This window comes from Micromonospora sp. ALFpr18c, from assembly GCF_008868155.1.
In the GTDB taxonomy this organism is placed as follows: Bacteria; Actinomycetota; Actinomycetes; order Mycobacteriales; family Micromonosporaceae; genus Micromonospora.
Genome location: NZ_WBKR01000038.1, coordinates 16,472 through 34,669 on the forward strand (window position 1 = coordinate 16,472; position 18,198 = coordinate 34,669).

The 18,198-nt window shown below is 70.1% G+C and carries 22 protein-coding genes and 1 tRNA gene; 10 read left to right on the forward strand and 13 right to left on the reverse strand.

What is annotated here, in order from left to right; all coding sequences use genetic code 11:
- The first annotated feature begins 68 nt into the window (after positions 1-68).
- Together F8271_RS10040 and F8271_RS34140 are read left to right on the forward strand one after the other, a co-directional pair.
- On the forward strand, positions 69-401 hold the full coding sequence (locus F8271_RS10040; RefSeq protein WP_225854372.1) for a transposase family protein: 333 nt from the start codon (positions 69-71) through the stop codon (positions 399-401).
- The gene (locus tag F8271_RS34140; RefSeq protein ID WP_192580225.1) at positions 364-525 is read left to right on the forward strand and encodes a transposase; all 162 of its coding nucleotides are present in this window, start codon (positions 364-366) and stop codon (positions 523-525) included. Before F8271_RS10040 ends, F8271_RS34140 begins: the two co-directional genes overlap by 38 nt.
- Before the next feature lie 717 nt (positions 526-1,242).
- Here the strand turns inward: F8271_RS34140 and F8271_RS10050 are convergent.
- From F8271_RS10050 to F8271_RS10090, 9 genes are all read right to left on the reverse strand, one after another.
- The gene (locus F8271_RS10050) at positions 1,243-1,446 is read right to left on the reverse strand and encodes an ATP-binding protein (protein ID WP_305069477.1); all 204 of its coding nucleotides are present in this window, start codon (positions 1,444-1,446) and stop codon (positions 1,243-1,245) included.
- A 65-nt stretch (positions 1,447-1,511) separates the two neighbouring features.
- Positions 1,512-2,408, reverse strand: a complete 897-nt coding sequence (locus F8271_RS10055) for a transposase family protein (protein ID WP_192580226.1) — start codon at positions 2,406-2,408, stop codon at positions 1,512-1,514.
- 70 nt (positions 2,409-2,478) lie between these two features.
- A complete protein-coding gene (locus tag F8271_RS10060; protein WP_151489428.1) occupies positions 2,479-2,925 on the reverse strand; it encodes a hypothetical protein in 447 nt (148 codons plus the stop codon).
- Positions 2,926-2,974: 49 nt separating this feature from the next.
- The gene (locus F8271_RS10065) at positions 2,975-3,319 is read right to left on the reverse strand and encodes a hypothetical protein (protein WP_151489429.1); all 345 of its coding nucleotides are present in this window, start codon (positions 3,317-3,319) and stop codon (positions 2,975-2,977) included.
- Between the two features lie 161 nt (positions 3,320-3,480).
- Positions 3,481-4,614: a DUF932 domain-containing protein gene (locus F8271_RS10070; protein ID WP_225854367.1), complete on the reverse strand. Its 1,134-nt coding sequence runs from the start codon at positions 4,612-4,614 to the stop codon at positions 3,481-3,483.
- A gap of 62 nt (positions 4,615-4,676) precedes the next feature.
- Positions 4,677-5,093, reverse strand: coding sequence for a hypothetical protein (locus tag F8271_RS10075; protein ID WP_151489431.1), 417 nt, complete (start codon positions 5,091-5,093; stop codon positions 4,677-4,679).
- A gap of 152 nt (positions 5,094-5,245) precedes the next feature.
- Entirely contained in the window at positions 5,246-6,928 is a 1,683-nt protein-coding gene (locus F8271_RS10080) for a ParB/RepB/Spo0J family partition protein (RefSeq protein ID WP_151489432.1), read from the reverse strand.
- A gap of 302 nt (positions 6,929-7,230) precedes the next feature.
- Positions 7,231-7,611 carry a hypothetical protein gene (locus tag F8271_RS10085; RefSeq protein WP_151489433.1) on the reverse strand — a complete coding sequence of 127 codons (381 nt, stop codon included), beginning with the start codon at positions 7,609-7,611 and terminating at the stop codon, positions 7,231-7,233.
- Between the two features lie 163 nt (positions 7,612-7,774).
- Entirely contained in the window at positions 7,775-8,371 is a 597-nt protein-coding gene (locus F8271_RS10090) for a hypothetical protein (RefSeq protein WP_192580227.1), read from the reverse strand.
- On the opposite strand from F8271_RS10090, the gene F8271_RS32305 reads away from it, so the two are divergent.
- The 3 genes from F8271_RS32305 (at position 8,370) to F8271_RS10105 (ending at position 9,698) form a co-directional block, all read left to right on the forward strand.
- Positions 8,370-8,672, forward strand: coding sequence for a helix-turn-helix domain-containing protein (locus F8271_RS32305; protein ID WP_225854374.1), 303 nt, complete (start codon positions 8,370-8,372; stop codon positions 8,670-8,672). The genes F8271_RS10090 and F8271_RS32305 overlap by 2 nt on opposite strands.
- Before the next feature lie 50 nt (positions 8,673-8,722).
- Positions 8,723-9,406, forward strand: a complete 684-nt coding sequence (locus F8271_RS10100; protein WP_192580229.1) for a DUF3800 domain-containing protein — start codon at positions 8,723-8,725, stop codon at positions 9,404-9,406.
- A 67-nt stretch (positions 9,407-9,473) separates the two neighbouring features.
- On the forward strand, positions 9,474-9,698 hold the full coding sequence (locus F8271_RS10105; RefSeq protein ID WP_151489437.1) for a helix-turn-helix domain-containing protein: 225 nt from the start codon (positions 9,474-9,476) through the stop codon (positions 9,696-9,698).
- On the opposite strand, the gene F8271_RS10110 is transcribed toward F8271_RS10105, so the two are convergent.
- Entirely contained in the window at positions 9,672-9,914 is a 243-nt protein-coding gene (locus F8271_RS10110) for a hypothetical protein (protein ID WP_151489438.1), read from the reverse strand. The genes F8271_RS10105 and F8271_RS10110 overlap by 27 nt on opposite strands.
- A 270-nt stretch (positions 9,915-10,184) precedes the next feature.
- On the opposite strand from F8271_RS10110, the gene F8271_RS10115 reads away from it, so the two are divergent.
- Entirely contained in the window at positions 10,185-11,570 is a 1,386-nt protein-coding gene (locus F8271_RS10115; RefSeq protein ID WP_225854370.1) for a site-specific integrase, read from the forward strand.
- A gap of 3 nt (positions 11,571-11,573) precedes the next feature.
- Here F8271_RS10115 and F8271_RS10120 read toward each other — a convergent pair.
- Positions 11,574-11,646 (reverse strand) — tRNA-Arg (locus F8271_RS10120).
- A gap of 158 nt (positions 11,647-11,804) precedes the next feature.
- On the opposite strand from F8271_RS10120, the gene F8271_RS10125 reads away from it, so the two are divergent.
- Entirely contained in the window at positions 11,805-12,500 is a 696-nt protein-coding gene (locus F8271_RS10125; RefSeq protein ID WP_151489440.1) for a hypothetical protein, read from the forward strand.
- A gap of 9 nt (positions 12,501-12,509) precedes the next feature.
- Here the strand turns inward: F8271_RS10125 and F8271_RS10130 are convergent, their stop codons facing one another.
- Positions 12,510-13,577 (reverse strand): alpha/beta hydrolase, encoded by a 1,068-nt coding sequence (locus F8271_RS10130; RefSeq protein ID WP_151489441.1) that lies wholly within the window; start codon positions 13,575-13,577, stop codon positions 12,510-12,512.
- Between the two features lie 291 nt (positions 13,578-13,868).
- Positions 13,869-14,309, reverse strand: a complete 441-nt coding sequence (locus tag F8271_RS10135; RefSeq protein WP_151489442.1) for an HPF/RaiA family ribosome-associated protein — start codon at positions 14,307-14,309, stop codon at positions 13,869-13,871.
- Between the two features lie 305 nt (positions 14,310-14,614).
- On the opposite strand from F8271_RS10135, the gene F8271_RS10140 reads away from it, so the two are divergent.
- From F8271_RS10140 to F8271_RS10150, 3 genes are all read left to right on the forward strand, one after another.
- Positions 14,615-15,427, forward strand: coding sequence for a single-stranded DNA-binding protein (locus tag F8271_RS10140; protein ID WP_151489443.1), 813 nt, complete (start codon positions 14,615-14,617; stop codon positions 15,425-15,427).
- A gap of 288 nt (positions 15,428-15,715) precedes the next feature.
- Entirely contained in the window at positions 15,716-16,693 is a 978-nt protein-coding gene (locus F8271_RS10145) for a cobalamin biosynthesis protein (protein ID WP_255473671.1), read from the forward strand.
- Positions 16,690-18,198, forward strand: a 1,509-nt coding sequence (locus tag F8271_RS10150; RefSeq protein WP_151489445.1) for a cobyric acid synthase, incomplete at its 3' end; no start/stop codon positions are given. The genes F8271_RS10145 and F8271_RS10150, both read left to right, overlap by 4 nt.

Genomic DNA, 18,198 nt, shown 5'->3' on the forward strand with positions numbered 1-18,198 from the left:
CCGCCGTCGCCGGCGGTACCCCTGACACAACACCACCTGCGGTCACCGAGAGTGATTGCGTCGGGTTGATGCAGGTCCTGTCGACGGTCCCGGACCCCCGTGACCCGCGTGGGGTGCGGTATCCGCTGTCGGCTCTGCTCGCGGTCGCGGTCTGCGCGGTCCTGGCTGGCGCGTCGTCGTTCGCCGCGATCACCGACTGGCTGCACGATCTGGATGAGCAGGCCCGCGACCGGCTCGGCTTCGATCATGGGGTGCCGGTGGGCACGACGGTGTGGCGGCTGCTGACTCGCCTGGACGACGTGAGGTTCCCCCTGCGGACCGGACACCCTGAGCCCAGACAGTGGTCTGGGGAAGGATGGCCTGGTGCCATGTCCATCGAAGTACCCCGAGCAGTTCCGTAGGGACGCTGTTGATCTGGTCCGCTCGTCGGGCCGGTCACTGCGTGAGGTCGGCCAGGAACTCTGCGTTAATCAAGAGGCGCTGCGGAACTGGGTCAACGCCGGCGACGGGAGGACTGCCGGTTAGTCAGCCCGGAGCGCTGCGAGGAGAGCGGTGGCACGGTCGGTGGAAACGCGGACCCCATCGGTGCGCAGTCCTTCGATCAGGACCGACCGGGACAGCGTCACGCCGTGAGCGCTCAGGTGGTCCGTGACTCGACGTCCGGGATCTATCAGGTCCGTAACGTCGGGTACCGACCGTGGCCGTAGCCGGTCGGCACCGTCCCGGCGCGTCGAGCGCCCGGCTGATTCTGTGGGCTGCGGGCCGGAAACCGTCGAGGGCGTCTCTCGCGGTCCCGGTCCGCTGCCACCGGCACTCCGGACTTCGCTCGGTCGTCCGTCTCGACGGCCGACGCCGCAGGAGTGCCCCCGGAGCCGGAGGGCGGGGCCGACGTCCGCTGCGGATAGCGCAGCGTCCGGCGCTGGCCGGGTCCGGGCCTGCACCGGGAACGCTTGCCCTGAAGCGAACGTGGGGTCCGGCTCGGTGCAGGCGCGGTCCTGTGGTGATGAGGACTGGTCCGGGACATGTCCTGTCTCGTGGTGGATCTGTGGGTGGGGTAGGGCGTGAGCCGGGCGGCTTGTGCCGTGTTCGGCGAGCCAGGTCAGAGATGCGAGGACCCCCGCCGGGATGCGACGCAGACCGTGCGGCGTGCCAGCCTCCGGACCTGGCTGCGCCTCGCGGCGGTCCGCCGGTGTCGGCGTACGGGCGTGCGTCCCCAGGCAGGTACGGATGAACGTGGCCAGGTCAGGCGACGTTGGCGTGGCCGTCGATGGCGGTGAGGCGGTTCTTGAGTCGGTAGCTGGGTCCGTTGATAGCGACGACGTCGCAGTGCAGGAGGCGGTCGAGGATGGCGGTGGCGAGGACTTCGTCGCCGAAGACCTGGCCCCATTCGCCGAAGCTCTTGTTCGCGGTGAGCAGGGTCGAGCCCTTCTCGTAGCGTTTGGAGATGACTTACGACTTGGTGCGCGATTGATGTCTGGTCAGGCTCGCGTGGGCGGTTCGGTGGGTGTGGTTCACCGTTCGGCGGCGCGGTCGGACACCAGTCCCGCGATGGCGAGGATGGTGTCTTCGAAGTGGTCGCGGCGTCCGATATAGCGCTGTAGTGGTCGCCATTGCTTGGGTTCGGCGATGGCGTGTTCCACACAGATCCGTTGGGATGACTGGGCGTGCCGGGCGGTCTCGTAGGCGGCGTGCTGGGTGTCGTCGGTGGTGTTGCCGGGTTTCTTCGGCGGGGCGGTGACCTGGTCTGCGTAGTCGCGGGCCAGGCCTTGGTAGCCGGAGTCGACCTGGGTTTTGACCTGGGGGTACTGCTGCAGGAGGTCTTCGATGCCCTCGGTGCGCAGGGCGGTGACATCGTGCATGCGTCCGGGGCGGACCGCGCCGCACCACAGCAGCCGGCCCTTGTCGTCGCTGATCACGGTGGCCTTGCCGGTGTTCTGTTTCTTCTTGCCGGAGACGAACGCGCGCCTGCCGGGTCTGCCTGCTTTCGGGCGGCGGACCTGGACTTCGGTGCCGTCGATACGCAGTTCGACGCCATCGGCGGCAGCGTAGGCGAACACGTCGGCCAGGGTCCGTAGCCGTACGCCGGGCTTGCCGGGCACGGCGAACCCGCGGGCGGCCAGCAGCGGACGGACCTCGCCGACGGCTCGGGTGATCGTGGACCGGTCCACCCGGTAGAGCAGGGCCAGCGCGGCGTGCGGTAGCTGCAAACGCAGCACGACCAGGGTGGCGATGACCCGGTCGGTGAACGGCAGGTCGTGGTTCGGGCCGGCGCCTTCGGCGCGGAGCCGGTCCCGGCCGCGTCGATCGTGGAGCCGGGACTCCTGCTGAGCGGTCCACGGCTCGGCCAGTTCGGCGATCAGCTTGGCCAGTCTGCGTCGTGGGATACCGGTGAAGATACGATGCGACATGGCCGTGCGGCCTGGTCTTGACGTCACAATCATGATCGTGCCGCACGGCCACCCTCATGATCGGCGCGGGTCACTCAGCTATCGCGCACCAAGTCGTTAGAAGACGAGGTTGGCTTGGCCAGCCGCGGGCTTGGGCTGCGGTGATCTGTCCGTAGACGGCGCCGACGACAGCCAGGACGTACATGGTGGCGGCGTAGACGTCATCGGCGTGCCCCCGCACGTACCCGACGAGCGAAGCGGCTCGGTGCCGCCAGCGCGCTGCCCGCTGCCGGGCGGCGCGGGCGCGGGCCTGCTGATCGGCGGCTCTCTCCTCGGCCTCGCGGCGCTGGGTGGTGCGGGTCTGGGCGGCGAGGTGCTGCTGCCGCTCTGCTGCCTGGAGTTGACGCTGCATCGCGGCGTCAGCGGCGGCGATCCTCGCTTCCTCGGCGGCCTGGGCGTGCTGGGTGGAGAGGACCTGGCGGGCCAGTCGCCGGTCCCGGCTCGCCAGGTGTGCAACGGCCTCCACGTCGACGCTCACCGGCCCCGCCCCCTCTCGCCAACGGCATCGCGGTAGCCGGCGAGGGGAGTCACCGCGGCACCTGCGCGGGGAAGTCCGCCAGGGTGCCGCGGACGATGGTCGTCGGGTGGTGGGCGAGGGCGAGGAGTTCGTAGACCAGGTGCGGGTGGCCGCCTGCGAGACGGAACCCGACCTGATCGCAGGCCGCGCCGCGAACCGGCCGCCGGACCTCGCCGGGTGCCTGGACAGCGATGACCCACGTACGCGCCCGGTTGACGTCGTAGGTCAGCTGATACACGGCCCCGTCGTCGCCGACCACGGTGAGCAGCGCAGGTCCGTCCGTGGTGAACAGGATCTGGTCGACGCGGGCAGGACCGTGCGCCAGGGCCGCGCCGACGGCGAGACGGAACTGCATCCAATCCATGATCACGAACGGCTCTGTGTCCTGCTGTCGAGCGTCGTCGGATCGGGAGCGAGGAGATGTGTGGTTCATGAGGATGGCTCCTGGGCGAGTACACGGCGCGCGCCCGGACCTGCGAATGTGTCCGGGCGCGCGAATGTGCGAGAGAGGTGGTTTCAGGCGGTGGTGGCGGCGAGGTGCAGGGCCTGGACGGCCGTGGCCTCGAGACCGTGGGCAGCATCAGCGTCGGAAAGGGTCTGGGCGACGGAGGTGACGGCGTGCATGACCCCACCGGCGGTGGGATCGGCGCCAGCGATGAAGTGGGCGAGGATGTCGCGTTGCTGGTCCTCGCTGTAGCGCAGCCGCTGCCCGACGATCTTGAGGGTGGTGTTGGGGTCGGTGATGGGGGTGCCGGCGGCGGTGTCGAGTTCGCGTAGGACCTCGGTGATGTAGTCGGCGTCGAGGAAGGCGGTGACGGCGTCGGTGGTGCGGGAGGTGATCAGGTCGAGGGTGCGGCGGGTGGTCTCCTCGGAGGCGGTGACGACCCCGTCTCCGCCGGTCATGCGGGAGCCGATGTGGGTACGACGCAGGGCGTTGCGGCGGATGACCATGCCGTTGCGGCACACCTCGAAGCGCACCCACGGAGCGATGCTGAACGCACCCGCCCCGGTCTCCGAGTTCGAGATCAGGAACCCGGCTGAGACGATCGGCAGTTCGGAGCCGGCCCGCCCGTCGAACGGGGACCGGTAGCGGGCCAGCAGGCGGGGCGCGGCGACCTGCACCTGAGGGGAGTAGACCCGCAGGTACATCCGCCGGTCGGTCAGGTCGCATCCGGCGAACTGGACCCGCACGTTCGCGCGCCGGATCCCGTCGAGGGCGGCGAAGAGTACGTCGAGGTTGTCGATGCGGTGGTACCGGTCGGACAGAACCGCCCGCACGATGCCACCGCCGGTGTCGTTGCGCAGGCAGCGGATGAGGAAGCTGCGGGGGTCGCGGGCAAGCCAGCCGTTGACGTTGTCGTCGAACAGGTCGGGGTGTTCGGCGGCGAGACGCCGGAGATACGCGACGGGGATGCCGAGCTTGTCGGCGAGCCCGGCGGTGGCGACATCGTTGACTGTGTACGTGCCGGAGGTCATCGTCACCCCCTCCGGGCCGAGCTGCGGCTCAGTGCCGTCCAGGACGAGGTTGCCGGCGACGGCGCGCATCCGCCCGGCGCCGGCCTTGACGTCCAAGGCCCGGGTGGACTGGTCAGTGAGCATGCGGCGTAGCTGGTCGAGGTCGACGTTGCGGTGCGCCGGAACAGTGATCATCGAAGACATGAGGGATGGATCCCTTCGAGAAGAGTCTGGAGATGGGGAGTTCGTTGAGGGGGTCAGCGGCCGGCGTTAGCGGCGGTCATGACGGCCAGGCGTAGTCGCTCCCACTGCTCGGGCCCGAGGGTGCCGAGCGCGCGGGCCTCGTCGAGGTGGTCCAGGGCGCCGGCGGTGTCGCCGGCGGTGAACGCGGCGTCGGCGGCGCGGAACGCCAGTTCGCCCTGCTCGCGGCGCAGCTCTCGCCATCGCGCGGGGCTGCGGGCCGGCCCAGCCTGAATCAGCACCTCGGGATGGGTCCGGGCATGGGCGTAGATCCACTCCCACTCGGCGGGGATGGCGTTGACGATCTCGGCGACGTACCGGCAGCCGTCACCGGTGACCCGGTGATAGCCAGGTCCGTACTCCTCGAACGCCAGCAGGATCTCCCGCTGGCGGATCAGCGCCAGACGGCGCTCAGGGTCATCGACCTCGGACACCAAGTCGGCGTCAGTGGACACGGGGCTCCAATCGGAAATGTCGAGAGCTGGCGCGGTGAGTGACCTCGCTCCGCTGCGGAGTCGGGTTGGCACGCGAGTCGGCGGGGGCCTACGCGCAGTGCGTGGACCCCCGCCGATAGCGGATTTTCAGATCAGGACTTGCCGCTTACGGGTCCGTCGTCAAACGTCTGCTTCTCGACGTCGGCCAGTTCATCGGCGTCCGAGAGGTCATCGGCCTCGGGGCCCGTTGCCTCGGGTTCCGTCGCCTCGGGCTCGGGCTCCTGCGCGGTGTGCGGTGCGGCGAGCACGTCGTCGTCCGCAGCGACGCCGTCGGCCTGCTCGGTCTCCGCATCGACATCGCCGAAATCTGGATCCTCGGCGTCTGCGGCCGTGGACTCGTCGGTGTCTTCGTCGTTGGGCAGCTCGTCCTGCGGGTCACGGCCGAGCGAATCCCGCAGCGTCGTCTCCGCCTCGGAGAGGGTGTAGCCGTCCGCGACGAGCTGGTCGAGCCACGCCACCGCCGCCTCGTCATCCAACGCCCACGTCTCGTCGCGGGCCGCGTAGCCGAGGTTGCGTTCCTGGACGCAGATCCACTGCGCCACCAGGCAGCGACGCAATTTGTCCTCCCGAGCCACCACGGCAGCGGCACCATCGACGCCACCGAGAGTGGCGTACAGGCCGTCGACGTCGTGGAACCGCAGCCCCTCTACGACAGTGGCCCGAAGCGCCTCCAGGAAGAGCCGCTTCACCGCCCGCGCCGACCCGTACGCGTTGCGGTAGAACTCCCGCCGTACCTCCGCCGCGACTGTCAGACCAGCGAGGTACTCGGCGCGGGCCTGCTCGGCTGCCTCCCGGCGGGCACGTTCCTCTTCCGTGACGCCCCGACGACTGCCGTAGCTCAGGCGCTGGTAGCCATACCGGTCCGGCTCCGCACAGTAGAAAGTCGTCTGGGCATGGTCGCCGATCTTCTCAACGAACGCTGCGATCCCCGCCAACGTGGGAAACATCTCTGGGTCGAGCGGGTTGCCGTTGGCGTCGGCGAGCTGCGTGGCGGCCACGGCCGTACCGCTGTAGGGGTAGCCCTTCGGCTTCGACGTCACCTTCACCCCGGCGAGCACCAACTCCGCCTTCGCCCGCTCCTTCGCCGCCGCGAAGGTCCGCTTCGACCGCTCGGCGGCGATGGCGTGCCGGAACCCCCAACTCGACCCGGTGCCCTTCAAGATTCGATCCAGGGCAGCCGGATCCTCGGTGAACTCGGAGAGCGCAGAGGCATCCTCCAGCGTCAGGGTGCCGGCGTCGGCCGCGCCGCGCGCCGCCTGCGGCAACTCCCGCAGCTTCAAGGTCTGCTTCACCTTGGCCGTCGGGATCGCCCGCACGGTGGCGATCTGCTCGGGCGACCAGTCCAGCAACGTCAGCTGGTGGAACGCCTCAGCCTCCTCGGTGGGGGTCAGCCCCACCCGGTGGCCGTTCTCGGCGAGCTGCGCGACGATCTGCGCCGCAGCACCTTCGTCGGAGGCGACCCACACCGGCACCTGCTCCATGCCGAGCTCGATCGCCGCGTACTTCCGGCGATGCCCGATGATCAACTGGAACGCATCCGGCCGCTCCGGCACCGGAATGACGACCAACGGGCAGAGAACTCCCACGACCGCCATCGAGGCGGTCAGATCGCTCAGGTCACCGACGTCCGTACGCAGGTTGCGTGGGTTATCGACCAGCTCACGGGGGTCAAGGTACTGGGCCCGGACCAGCAGGCCCGCAGGGTCCGCGAGGGCGGTGACCTCGGCGACGCCGAGCTCGTCCGGTACGGGGCGGGACAACAGAGTGGTCGTCATAACAGAGAACGTCCTTTCCAAGACCACAAGGACGCCCTACCCGGCGCGGGAACGGCCGGGTGGGCGGTGCTGGCCCGATCCGCCCGGCCGGCCGATCGGCGCAGCCCCGCACAGGCCCACCCCACGCTCGGTACGACGCGCAGACGCGGCTGCGACGGTGGGCCTTGCGGAGCCAGCCGCGGCCGGCCAGGATCGAGGGCCAGCAACCACACCCCGGCCTCCCGCCCGAGAACAGGTCAGCATCGACAACGTGTTTCTTGTTGGTGGCTCTTAGTGGCGTGCCGGTATGCCTGCATTGACACTCAAGGGGCAGCGACCCCGAATGAGGCCCCGGTGACCGGCTGCGACTGTCCGAGGATCCGGACGGCCAACCGAGCCAGGTCCTGCCACGTGTCATCGGCAAACTCGCGGATCTGCGAATCGATGACCATCGTCGCAAGATTGGCCAGGAGTTGGGTCTGGGATACCTTGACGTCGCGGCCTGCGTGTAATCGAGCCGCCAGGCCAAGATCGGCCAGCGGGCTGGTGAGCAGGTCGGCCGTTTCGGTGCTCCACAGGTGCCAGGGGATGTCGTCGCCGAGAGCCAACTTCGCCAGCTCGGCGCCCAGCTGGGCCGCCCACGGCTCGACTGGGATCTTCTCCTCGCTGGGCACGGGAATGCCCGGCCGCGCGGTTGCCAGCACGCTGGCCCCAGGCCACGTGTGGACGAGTTGCCGGGCCGGGCGGACATCAAGATCGGGTAGTTTGGTAGCGCGGACCTGCCCCACGCTTGTGGGTGGGCAGGTCCGCCTGCGCTTTCGCCGCTGTCGTCGCACCACCGGCTCCTGTCGGCGGATGCGGCCGTGGCTATTGCAGTAGGTTGAGGAATCCGTCGATCTTGGCAACGATCTCGGCAGGATCCCTGCCGGAGGTCACGGCCTCGCGGACCTCATCCAGCACGCCTTGGACCTGTTGGCGGGTGTTGCGCCTGATCTCTTCGCTGTCGGCGAAGAAGGCGTCGAAGGCTACCTGCGCCTTCGTCAGGAACTCTTCGCGTAGCTCAGTCGGCGCCGAGTGGCCCTCGCCCCGTAGTGGCTCGGCGGCCGCATCATAGTGACTGCTGTCGGTTCCCTCGAGAGCCTCCTGGCCAACGACCCAGCGCCGGTAGCGATCCGCGTCGACCATGACTCCCGGTGCGACCTGAACCTTGCCGTTCTCGGCGGTCAGCAGCGACGCGGGGGGTACGTCGAGGATGTAGGCGAAGCGGATCAGCTCATCGGCGGTGGGCCCGGTCTGCCGGCGCCCCGCCTCGATGTTCATCAACACCGTCGCGGACATCGCCGGATCGCCGAACATCTCGGCTGCCTGCGTCGGGTTGAGTCTGCGTTGCCTGCGGATCTCGCGTACGCGGCGCCGGACAAGCTCACCCGGGGACGTGCCTTCATCAATCTGCCCACTTGCCATGTTCGTAAGTTGTACTCGCTGCCTTGACAAGTGGCAAGTCGCGCTAGAAGATCACTTCCCACAAAGGCAACCAGCCGGGGAGTTGATTACCGATTTGGCAAGCAAGGCTAGTGGCAGCCAAGGAGGGGGCGGCCTGTGGAGTCACGAGGAGGCTGCGACCTACCTCGGGATCACCAAGCAGACGCTTCACTTCATTAACCACAAGGGCAGAGGACCGAAGTCGTACAAGGTGGGCCGCTATCGCCGTTACCGCCAGCGCGACATCGACGACTGGCTCGAGACCCAGTGCGTGAGCCCGTGACCAAGCCCTGAGATCCCACCAGTACCCCTCGTTCCTGGAGCACCCCCATCTTGGCTACCTATAACTTCGCCCTCTATTACGTCGATGACTCTGGCAGTGAGGTCAGCGGCTACACCACCTACAGCTGGATCAAGATCGACCCGGTCCACTGGGCGGCGGCGGATCAACAATGGCTCGCTTTCCGCGCCGCGGTCTACCGACGATACGGAATTCCAGCTTCAGCACGCCTGCACGCCACCGACCTCGCCGGCGGCCGGGGCCGCCCTGGCGGAAGCTCGACCTGGAAACGCCACGACGGACTGGAGGTCATCCGTGAAGGCCTGTGGACGATCGCCACCCTGCCTGGTGTGCGAGTGGGCAGCGTGTACCGGCGCACGCAAGCACGAGGCAGCAGCTTCCGCGAACACAAGCAGGACCTCTACCGCAGCCTGGTCGACACTCTCGACCGCGACCTTGGCGCCCAGAACAGCTTCGGCCTGATCGTCATGGATGGCGACGGCTCCGACCCCGCGTACGCCCGCAGCCATCGCTCGCTCGGCGGCACTGGCCGCCGGCTCATCGAGGATCCCTGCTTCCGACGCGCCGACGTCAGCCAGTGGGTTCAGATCGCCGACTTCGCCGCCTGGAGTGCTTACCGCTCCCTGCGCCCGGATGGTCGGCGCACCAGACCCTCATCCTGGTACCGGGACCTGCTCGGCCATCTCGACGTGAATGGCGGGCCCATCGAAGCCTGACCGGCCGCGGAGGCCGCGTAGCGCCATCTGCGCCTATCGCGACGTTCGATCAACCCCTTGGAGCTTCATGAAGACGATCGACAATGACGCCTGGACTCCGGATGCCGTCCGGGCGCTCGGCGTGACAACCGACGTGGAAACCGCCGGCGCCATCCTTGGCATCGGCAGAAGTAAGGCCTACGCCCTCGCGAAGCAGGGCCAGTTTCCAGTCCGGATCCTGCGGGTGGGGCGAAGCTACGTGGTGCCGGTGCCCGCCATCCTGCAGCTACTCGGGCTCGACAGCGTCGCCTGACGGGGCAGCCCAGGCGGGCACGTAGCGACCCGCCAGCACGTCGTCGATTACCAACGCGGCTATGCCGGAGACGGTGAGATCAGGGCGCATCGCCCGCAGCCGCTCGGCCTCGGTGCGCGAGAGCCGGACTTTCACCTGCTGATCCCGGCGCTCCTCGTCGGGTAGCGCTGGTAAGCCCTGAGCAGCCTCAACCACCCGTCGTCGTCGCATCGCCATCGATTCTAACCATCTCAGAAGTGGTACCTTTATAGGTGCCACTTCTCTTGTTAAGGGGGACCCTTGCGGGGATCTGTATCTCGTCGATGCTCCTGCCGAGACCCAGAGACCGGCCGTCAACTCGGCCAGTCCTGTCCCAAGCTCACCCAGCGCCGGCACGGAGTGTGGAGGATCCAACAGGAACTTCCGGCGAACAGGGAGGGCGCGCGCCGATTGTTCCGGCGCTCCGGATACCGATCAGCAACCGAAGCGCAAGCGGAGCTCGATGCGGTGCGGGCACTGCTCGGCGTAGCCGACGCCGCCGACCCCGACGGCCGGCGACGGATCGGCGACCTCCTCGAACATCTCGCGTCGGCTCGCGAGCCGCTGCCCAGCCTCGAAGAGGCGCGCCGCAAGTTCCGCAGCAACCAGTCGCTTACCGCCAAACTCACGGTCGGCGAGTGGCTCGACGCGTGGCTGGCCGGCCGCAAGGTGCGCCGCAGCACCCACGACCGGTATCGCCGTGACATCGAGCTTCACCTCAAGCCGCGGATCGGTATGCTTCGGATTGATCGGCTGCGCGTCGCTCACCTCAGCGAGATGTTCGAAGCGATCGTGCGGCGAAACATTGAGATCGAAGAAGCCAATGCTCTGCGTCGAGCGGCGTTGGACGAGCTGAGGACCCGGAAGGGACGGGGTCGGCGGCGGGAGGTGCGTGCCGCTGTCCACGAAATGCCGCCTTTTCGTCGCGCGGTCGGGCCGACAACCCGGGTGCACATCCGCGCGACCTTGCGGGCAGCCCTCAACGACGCGATCACCCAGGAGATCATCACCTTCAACCCGGCTGCCCACGTCGAACTGGACCCGGCGCGCCGCCCCAAGGCCCTCGTCTGGACCGCCGAACGTGTGGCCACGTTCGCGGCCACCGGCGAGCGACCTTCGCCCGTCATGGTGTGGACGCCGGAGCAGACGGGAAGCTTCCTCGACCACGTCAACAACGATGATCTGTACGCGTTGTTCCACCTGGTTGCGCTACGCGGGCTGCGCCGGGGCGAGGCCTGCGGACTCCGGTGGCAGGACGTGGACCTCGCGCAGCGCACCATCACCGTCGCGACCCAACTCGTTGACGTCAACGGCGAGATTGTCGAAAGCGAGCCTAAGAGCGACGCGGGTCACCGGATTGTGGCCCTCGACGTCGAGACGGTCAAGGCGCTCAAGAAGCACCGCAAGAAGCAGCGAAAGGCGCAGGAGGACGCTGCCTCGGCATGGCGCGACGTCGGACGCGTCTTTACTCGCACGACCGGCGAGTGGGTCGAACCGGGTTGGCTGTCGGATCACTTCGACAGGCTCGTGCGCCGCGCTGGCCTCCCGCCGATTCGTCTGCACGATCTGCGTCACGGCGCAGCCACTCTGGCGCTCGCCGCAGGTACGGAGATGAAGGTCGTGCAGGACATGCTCGGCCATTCGTCCATCGCGCTCACCTCCGACACCTACACGAGCGTCCTGCCCGAGGTCGCGCACCAGGCTGCCGAGGCTGCGGCTCAGTTGATCCCGCGCCAGAGCACCCGCCGCACCGCCGAGCACACACCGAGCACACAAGGCGCCGACGAATCAAAGTCTGTTGCTGGAAAAGATCAGAAAAAGCGTAAGAAGCAGCAGGTCAAGCCAGCTGCGTGAAGGTGCGCCCGGCAGGGTTCGAACCTGCGACCTTGGGATTAGAAGTCCCCTGCTCTATCCGCTGAGCTACGGGCGCGCGGCGTGGGTGTCGCGCCAGAAGGGTACCGCCAACCCACGGCGCGCCGGTGTAAAGGGTGCCCGCGTCCACGTTGCCGAGCAGGGTCTCACGGAGGTGGGGCGGCCGGCATCCGGGTTCCCGCAGGCCGACCCCGCGGCGGACCGTACCCTCGGCTGGTGTTGCTGGATCCCGATGCCGAGAGCGGCGTCGCCTACGAGCTGTGCCAGGTCGTCGGCCGCGCCATCCTGCCGTACCGCACGTCCGACGCCGTCGGCACCGCCTTCTTCTTCCAGAGCGGTGACGACCCGGTGGGGGAGGCGTTGCTGACGGCGGCCGACCTGGTCGGTGCCCCGGGCGGTGAGCTGAGCTTGCGGGGGAGCGTCACCGAACCGGACGGGGTGGCCCCGGACGCCGTCTCCGACGCCGAGATCCTGCCCGGCTGGGCCCGCTATCCGGGTGACGGGGTCGCGGTGTTGCCGACCGCCGGGCTGCACCGGTACGCCGGCGACGGTGGCTGGCGATGGCGGGTACAGCCCGTGCCCGCCGCGATCGCCGCCGGGCCCGAGGCCGTCGCGCGCCTCGGCGCCGACGCCGCTTCCGCCTTCATTCTGGCCCATGGGGTACGCGAGGACGGGTCGCGCCCACTGGAGGTCGCGATCGAGCGGGTGGTCCGCGACGGGGACGACGTGCGGATCACCGGGGAGCTGCCAGCGGGGTACGTCGGGGCACCCGTCTTCGTCGTCCAGGCCGACACCGACGGGGACGTGTCGCTGTACTGCCTGGGCCTGGTGCTGCCCGGCGTCGACGGTCACCCGGTGGCGACCTTCGACCGGATCGAGGCCGCCCTCCCGGCCACGCCCGGCGACGCCTGAGCCTCTTGGTCAGCGGCCGGGCGTCGAAGCGGCTGCCGGGTCGGCTGCCGGCTGCCGAGGGTCCGGCAGTCGGGGCTCGTCGGCGTTCGGGATGGTGTCGGTGGCCGAGGCGGCTGCCGGGGCGGTGGGGCCGGCGGCCAGGAACGCCTCGGCCCAGCGGCCGACCTCGTCGAAGACCTTCCGCCGGACGGCGGGGCCGGAGAGCGTGAGGTCGTGCAACCCGCCGTCGAAGCGGGCGAGGGTGACGTGCCGGCCGAGGCGGGGCGCGTACCGGACCATGTGCTCGACGTCCAGCACGGCGTCGGCCAGGGTCGCGTTGTCGTGCCACTTGGTGCCCCGGAAGGAACGGGTCGAGCAGGCCAGCAGCACCGGCACCTGGATGTCCAGTCCGGCGCGCAGCCGACGTTGACCGGTGCGGATCGCGTTCAGCCAGCCGGCCCGGACGGGGAACCCGGCCAGCGGCTTCCACGCCAGGTCGTAGCTCCAGTCGCCGCGGTGGTCGGCGTGGATGCTCTCGCCGTACACCGTGCCCAGCCCGAACGGCAGAATGCGGTGCGGCGCCCTGCGGCCCAAGCGGGAGACGGCGGCCGCGAGGGGTCGACGGACCGCCCAGGGAGCGTTCAGGTCGAAGAAGGGGCTGTTGAGGACCAGGCCGTCGATGGTGCCGGCGTCGCGGCGGGCGTCCGCCCAGAGCGAGATGATCAGGCCGCCGGTGGAGTGGCCCATCGCCAGCAGCGTGTCGTGCCCGTCCTCCGTGCGGATGATCGCGGCGGCGGCGTCCAGCTCCGGGAAGTAGTCGCTGATGTCGCGGCAGAAGTTCGGGGTCTGACCGGGGAGCAGGCTGCGACCGTACTTGCGCAGGTCGAGGGCGTAGAAATCCCAACCCCGCTCGGCGAAGAAGTCGGCCAGGTGGGTCTGGAAGAAGTAGTCGACGAAGCCGTGCACGTAGAGCACGGCCCGCCCGGTGGGCCGCTCGGCCCGCCGCCGGACCAGGGTCGCGATGACGGACCCCTCGTCGTCGGTGCCCAGGTCGATCGTCTGCCGCTCGTAGGGCGGCCCCAACACGTCCGGTTCCACGAGGGCGACGCTACGCCGGCAACCTACCGAGCGGTAGCCCCGTGCCCGCCCCCCGGCTCCTGTACCGCGCTCCCGGTCCCTCGGCCCTCGCGCCTGGCCCTCGGCCCTCGCGCCTGGCCCTCGGCCCTCGCGCCTGGCCCTCGGCCCTCGCGCCTGGCCCTCGGCCCTCGGCCCCCGCCCCCCGGCGATCTTGCACTTTCTGTCGCGCCATAACGCTTGAAAAGGTGCGAAACGGGGTCCGAAAGTGCAAGATCGCGGGGGGCTGCGGTGGCTGCGGTGGGCGCGGGCGGGTCAGGCAGTTTCCGCGTCGGCGCGGCTCGGGTCGGCGACGGGCAGCGCGTCCGACTCGTCGGTCGGGTCGACCTCGGGCTGCGGCTGCGGGATGTCGCGCAGGTGCTTGTTGTGCCGGGGCTCCTGGCGGGTCTTCGAGTCGTTGAGCCGCCGGCGCAGGTCGTCGCGGACGTCGTTGAGGGCCGCGTGCAGGTCCTCCTCGGCGGAGGTGGTGACGATCTTCTGCCGACCGGCGATCCAGCACTCCAGGGTGACCTTCTGCCCCCGCGCCTCGCGGTCCTTCACCGACACCTCCAGCTCGGTGGCGTCGGCGTGGAAGCCGGCGAGCCGGGCGTCGAGGGTGGCGAACTGCTCGGCGATCCAGTTGCGGTCGCCCTGCGAGAACCCGGCACCCACCCGCAGGCACTCGGCCACCGTGGCCGGGTTCGCCGCGGCGCTCATCGCTGCGCCTCGGAAGCGGTTGCGGAGCCGATGGTGGTGATCATCATGGCGCTGACCTCTCGTCGACGTGGAGCTGTCGGTGTTGCGTTGATCAAGTGCTTACCCAGTTCGGCCAGCGCGGGAAACCGCCGACGCCGTTCCGGGCGGGTCGGCCGTACCACATCCGGGCGTGATCAGGGCGTTGTCCACAGGCGGGCTCGTCATCCACAGGTTGGGCGCTCGTGCTGGCGGGGTCCGTCTCCGGCGCCCAGGCTCGGTGGCGAGTCGACTCGCGCTGGCAGGCCCCCGATCTCCCTGGAGGGACGATGTTCGACACCTACGTCACAATCGTCGGCAATGTGCTGACCACGCCCGAGTGGCGGCGTACCACCCAGAGCAACACCCTGGTGGCCAACTTCAAGGTCGCCTCCACCGCCCGCCGCCTCGACCGGGACAGCGGCCGCTGGGTCGACGGCAACTCCCTTCGCGTACGCGTCAACTGCTGGCGCAAGCTCGCCGAAGGGGTGGCCGCCTCGGTGATGATCGGCGATCCGGTGGTGGTCTGCGGGCGGCTCTACACCCGCGACTGGACCGACGACGCCGGCAACCACCGCACCGTGTACGAGCTGGAGGCGGTCGCCGTCGGCCACGACCTGTCCCGCGGCCGGGCCCGCTTCCTGCGTAACCGGCCGAGCGTGACCACCAGCACGGTGGAGGACGCGGAGGCCGAGAGCCGGGTGCACGGCGAGCCCACCGAGCCGGTGCCCGCCGGGCAGGCTCCCGTGCTGCCCGACGACCGCCCGTTGGACGACGACTTCGAGCCGTCCGACTTCGCGACCCCGCGTACCAACCCGTTCGGCGCCGACGCGCTCGGCGGCGGCTCCTTCGGCGGCGGCTCCCTCGATGGCGGCCCGCTCGGCGGCGGCTCCCTCGACGGCCCTCTCGGTGACGCACCGGGCGGGCAGGCCGACGACCCGGCCGGGCTTGACGACGACGAACTGGCTCTCCCTCGCGAGGTGACCGACGGCACCAGCGACGACGAACCGGACGACGAGCTGGGGCCGGTACCGGACGAGGAGGAGCCGGAGGCCGCGCCGACCGGCCGGCGGCGTCGCGGACGGATTCCGCAGCCGGCGTGACGGATCTGATCGACGATCGCGGGTCAGGCGGCAGGCCGGCCGTCTGACATCAGGGGTGGTGCTCCCGCGGTACGGCACGACGGGGGCGGGGTGGCGATGCGATGAGCGTCGTCACCCCGCGTGGCCACCGTCCACCCCGCCGCCTTCATCGGCGGGCAGCGCGGCGGCAGCGGCTGGGCCCGGCGGAATGTGCGGCGGGCCCGGCTCGTGCACGGGCCGCTCGTCTAGGCTGGCCGGCCGGAGGTGGTGCGTGTGCGACGGACAGCGCCGGTGGCGAACGCGGTAGGAATGCTGGCCGGGTACGCGCTGGACAGGCTGATCGGCGACCCCCGCCGATGGCACCCGGTAGCCGGCTTCGGGCAGGCCGCCGGCGCGCTGGAGTGTCGCGTCTACCGGCCGGACCGGGCGGCGGGTACGGCTTTCACCGCGCTGGCCGTGGGTGGGCCGGTGCTGCTCGGGGTGGTCGCCACGGCGGCCACCCGACGTCGGCCGGTGACCCGGGCGGTGCTCGTTGCCGCCGGCACCTGGGCCGTGCTGGGCGGTCGAACGCTGCGCCACGAAGCGACCGTCATGGGTCGTACGCTGCGTGACGGCGACCTGCCCGCTGCCCGCCGACGCCTCGGTCACCTCTGCGGTCGCGACCCGTCAACCTTGGACGAGTCGGAGTTGGCCCGCGCCACCGTCGAGTCGGTCGCCGAGAACACCTCCGACGCGGTCGTCGCCCCGCTGCTCTGGGGTGCGGTCGCCGGCCTGCCCGGCCTACTGGGCTACCGCGCGGCGAACACCCTCGACGCGATGGTCGGCCACCGGTCGGCGCGCTACGCGCGGTTCGGCACCCCGGCCGCCCGGCTGGACGACCTGCTCAACCTGGTGCCGTCGAGGCTCACCGGGCTGCTCACCATCGCCGTCGCACCGGTGGCGAACGGCGATCGGGAGCGGGCCTGGCGGGTGTGGCGACGGGACCGCAACGACCACCCGAGCCCAAACGCCGGCCAGTGCGAGGCGGCGATGGCAGGTGCACTCGGTGTCCGCCTCGGTGGACGCAACGTCTACTTTGGCCGCTCCGAGGTGCGTCCCTTCCTCGGCGACGGCCCTCGTCCCGAGGCGCGGCACCTCAAGCGGGCCGCCCGGATCTCCGGAGTCGTCGGGCTGGCCGCGGTGGGGCTGGCCGCCGCCTACCCGGTGACCCTCGGACGCCTGGTCGGTGCCGCCGGTCGCCGTGGGCTCGACGCCGCCGGGCTGGTGCGACGGGAGACTGGGCGATGAGCGGCGGGCTGCTCGTCGCCGGCACCACCTCCGACGCCGGGAAGAGTGTCCTCACGGCCGGCATCTGCCGCTGGCTGCACCGGCAGGGCGTGAAGGTGGCGCCCTTCAAGGCACAGAACATGTCGAACAATTCGGCGGTCGTCGTCGGGCCGGACGGACGTGGCGGCGAGATCGGTCGAGCCCAGGCCATGCAGGCGGCCGCCTGCGGGATCGCCCCCGACCTGCGGTTCAATCCGGTACTGCTCAAGCCGGGCAGTGACCTGGCCAGCCAGGTCGTGCTGCTCGGCGAGGCCGTCGACACGATCACCGCCGGCACGTTCCGGCAGTTGCGTCCCCGTCTCGCCGAAACGGCGTACGCGGCGTTGGTCGAACTACGCGCCACGTACGACGTGGTGATCTGCGAGGGCGCCGGCAGCCCCGCCGAGATCAACCTGCGGGCCGGTGACTACGTCAACATGGGGCTGGCCCGGCACGCCAACCTGCCCACCATCGTGATCGGCGACATCGACCGGGGTGGCGTCTTCGCATCGATGTTCGGCACGGTGGCCCTGCTCGACCCGGCCGACCAGGCGCTGATCGCCGGCTTTGTGATCAACAAGTTCCGGGGCGACCTCGGGCTGCTCCAACCCGGGCTGGACATGCTGCGCCAGGTCACCGGCCGCCCCACGTACGGGGTGCTGCCCTGGGCACTCGACCTGTGGCTCGACGCGGAGGACTCGCTCGCCTACGGCCGGGTCCTGGGGCGGCCGGCCGCCCCGCACGGCACCGAATGGCTCGACGTGGCCGTCGTCCGGCTGCCCCGGATCAGCAACGCCACCGACGTGGAGGCGCTGGCCACCGAGCCGGGCGTCCGCGTACGCCTCACCGTCGAACCGGCCGAACTGGCCGCCGCCGACCTCGTCGTCCTGCCCGGCTCCAAGTCGACCGTCGCCGACCTCGCCTGGCTACGCGAGACCGGCCTCGCCGACGCGGTCGCCGCCCACGCGGCGGCCGGTAAGCCGCTGCTCGGCCTCTGCGGTGGCTTCCAGATGCTCGGCCGCGCCATCCACGACCCGGTGGAGAGCCGGCAGGGCAGCGTGCAGGGCCTCGGCCTGCTGCCCATCGAGATCACCTTCGACCCCCGCAAAACCGTGCGGCAGTCGGTGGGCACCGCCCACGGTGACCTTCCGGTGCGCGGCTACGAGATCCACCACGGGTACGTCTCGCAGACCGACCCCACGCTGACCCCGCTGCTGACCGGAGTCGACGGTGTCGGCGAGGGTGCCGTGCTCGGGCCGGTGCACGGCACGCACTGGCACGGAGCGTTCGAATCCGACGCGTTCCGCCGCTGGTTCCTCACTGAGGCAGCCCGGCTGGCCGGGCGCACCGGATTCCGCGTCGCACCGGACACCAGCTTCGCCGCGGCCCGGGAACGCTCGCTCGACCTGCTCGGCGACCTGGTCGAGGAGCACCTCGACACCGACGCCCTCTGGCGCCTCATCGAGACCGGCCCACCCGCCGACCTC

Coding starts and splice junctions, on each gene's coding strand:
- F8271_RS32305 (WP_225854374.1), top strand. CDS start 8,370: ATGTTCGTAAGTTGTACTCGCTGCCTTGACAAGTGGCAAGTCGCGCTA.
- F8271_RS10105 (WP_151489437.1), top strand. CDS start 9,474: ATGAAGACGATCGACAATGACGCCTGGACTCCGGATGCCGTCCGGGCG.
- F8271_RS10065 (WP_151489429.1), bottom strand. CDS start 3,319: ATGCAGTTCCGTCTCGCCGTCGGCGCGGCCCTGGCGCACGGTCCTGCC.
- F8271_RS10145 (WP_255473671.1), top strand. CDS start 15,716: ATGCTGGCCGGGTACGCGCTGGACAGGCTGATCGGCGACCCCCGCCGA.
- F8271_RS10070 (WP_225854367.1), bottom strand. CDS start 4,614: ATGATCACTGTTCCGGCGCACCGCAACGTCGACCTCGACCAGCTACGC.
- F8271_RS10040 (WP_225854372.1), top strand. CDS start 69: ATGCAGGTCCTGTCGACGGTCCCGGACCCCCGTGACCCGCGTGGGGTG.
- F8271_RS10135 (WP_151489442.1), bottom strand. CDS start 14,309: ATGAGCGCCGCGGCGAACCCGGCCACGGTGGCCGAGTGCCTGCGGGTG.
- F8271_RS10090 (WP_192580227.1), bottom strand. CDS start 8,371: ATGGCAAGTGGGCAGATTGATGAAGGCACGTCCCCGGGTGAGCTTGTC.
- F8271_RS10080 (WP_151489432.1), bottom strand. CDS start 6,928: ATGACGACCACTCTGTTGTCCCGCCCCGTACCGGACGAGCTCGGCGTC.
- F8271_RS10140 (WP_151489443.1), top strand. CDS start 14,615: ATGTTCGACACCTACGTCACAATCGTCGGCAATGTGCTGACCACGCCC.
- F8271_RS10055 (WP_192580226.1), bottom strand. CDS start 2,408: ATGTCGCATCGTATCTTCACCGGTATCCCACGACGCAGACTGGCCAAG.
- F8271_RS10110 (WP_151489438.1), bottom strand. CDS start 9,914: ATGGCGATGCGACGACGACGGGTGGTTGAGGCTGCTCAGGGCTTACCA.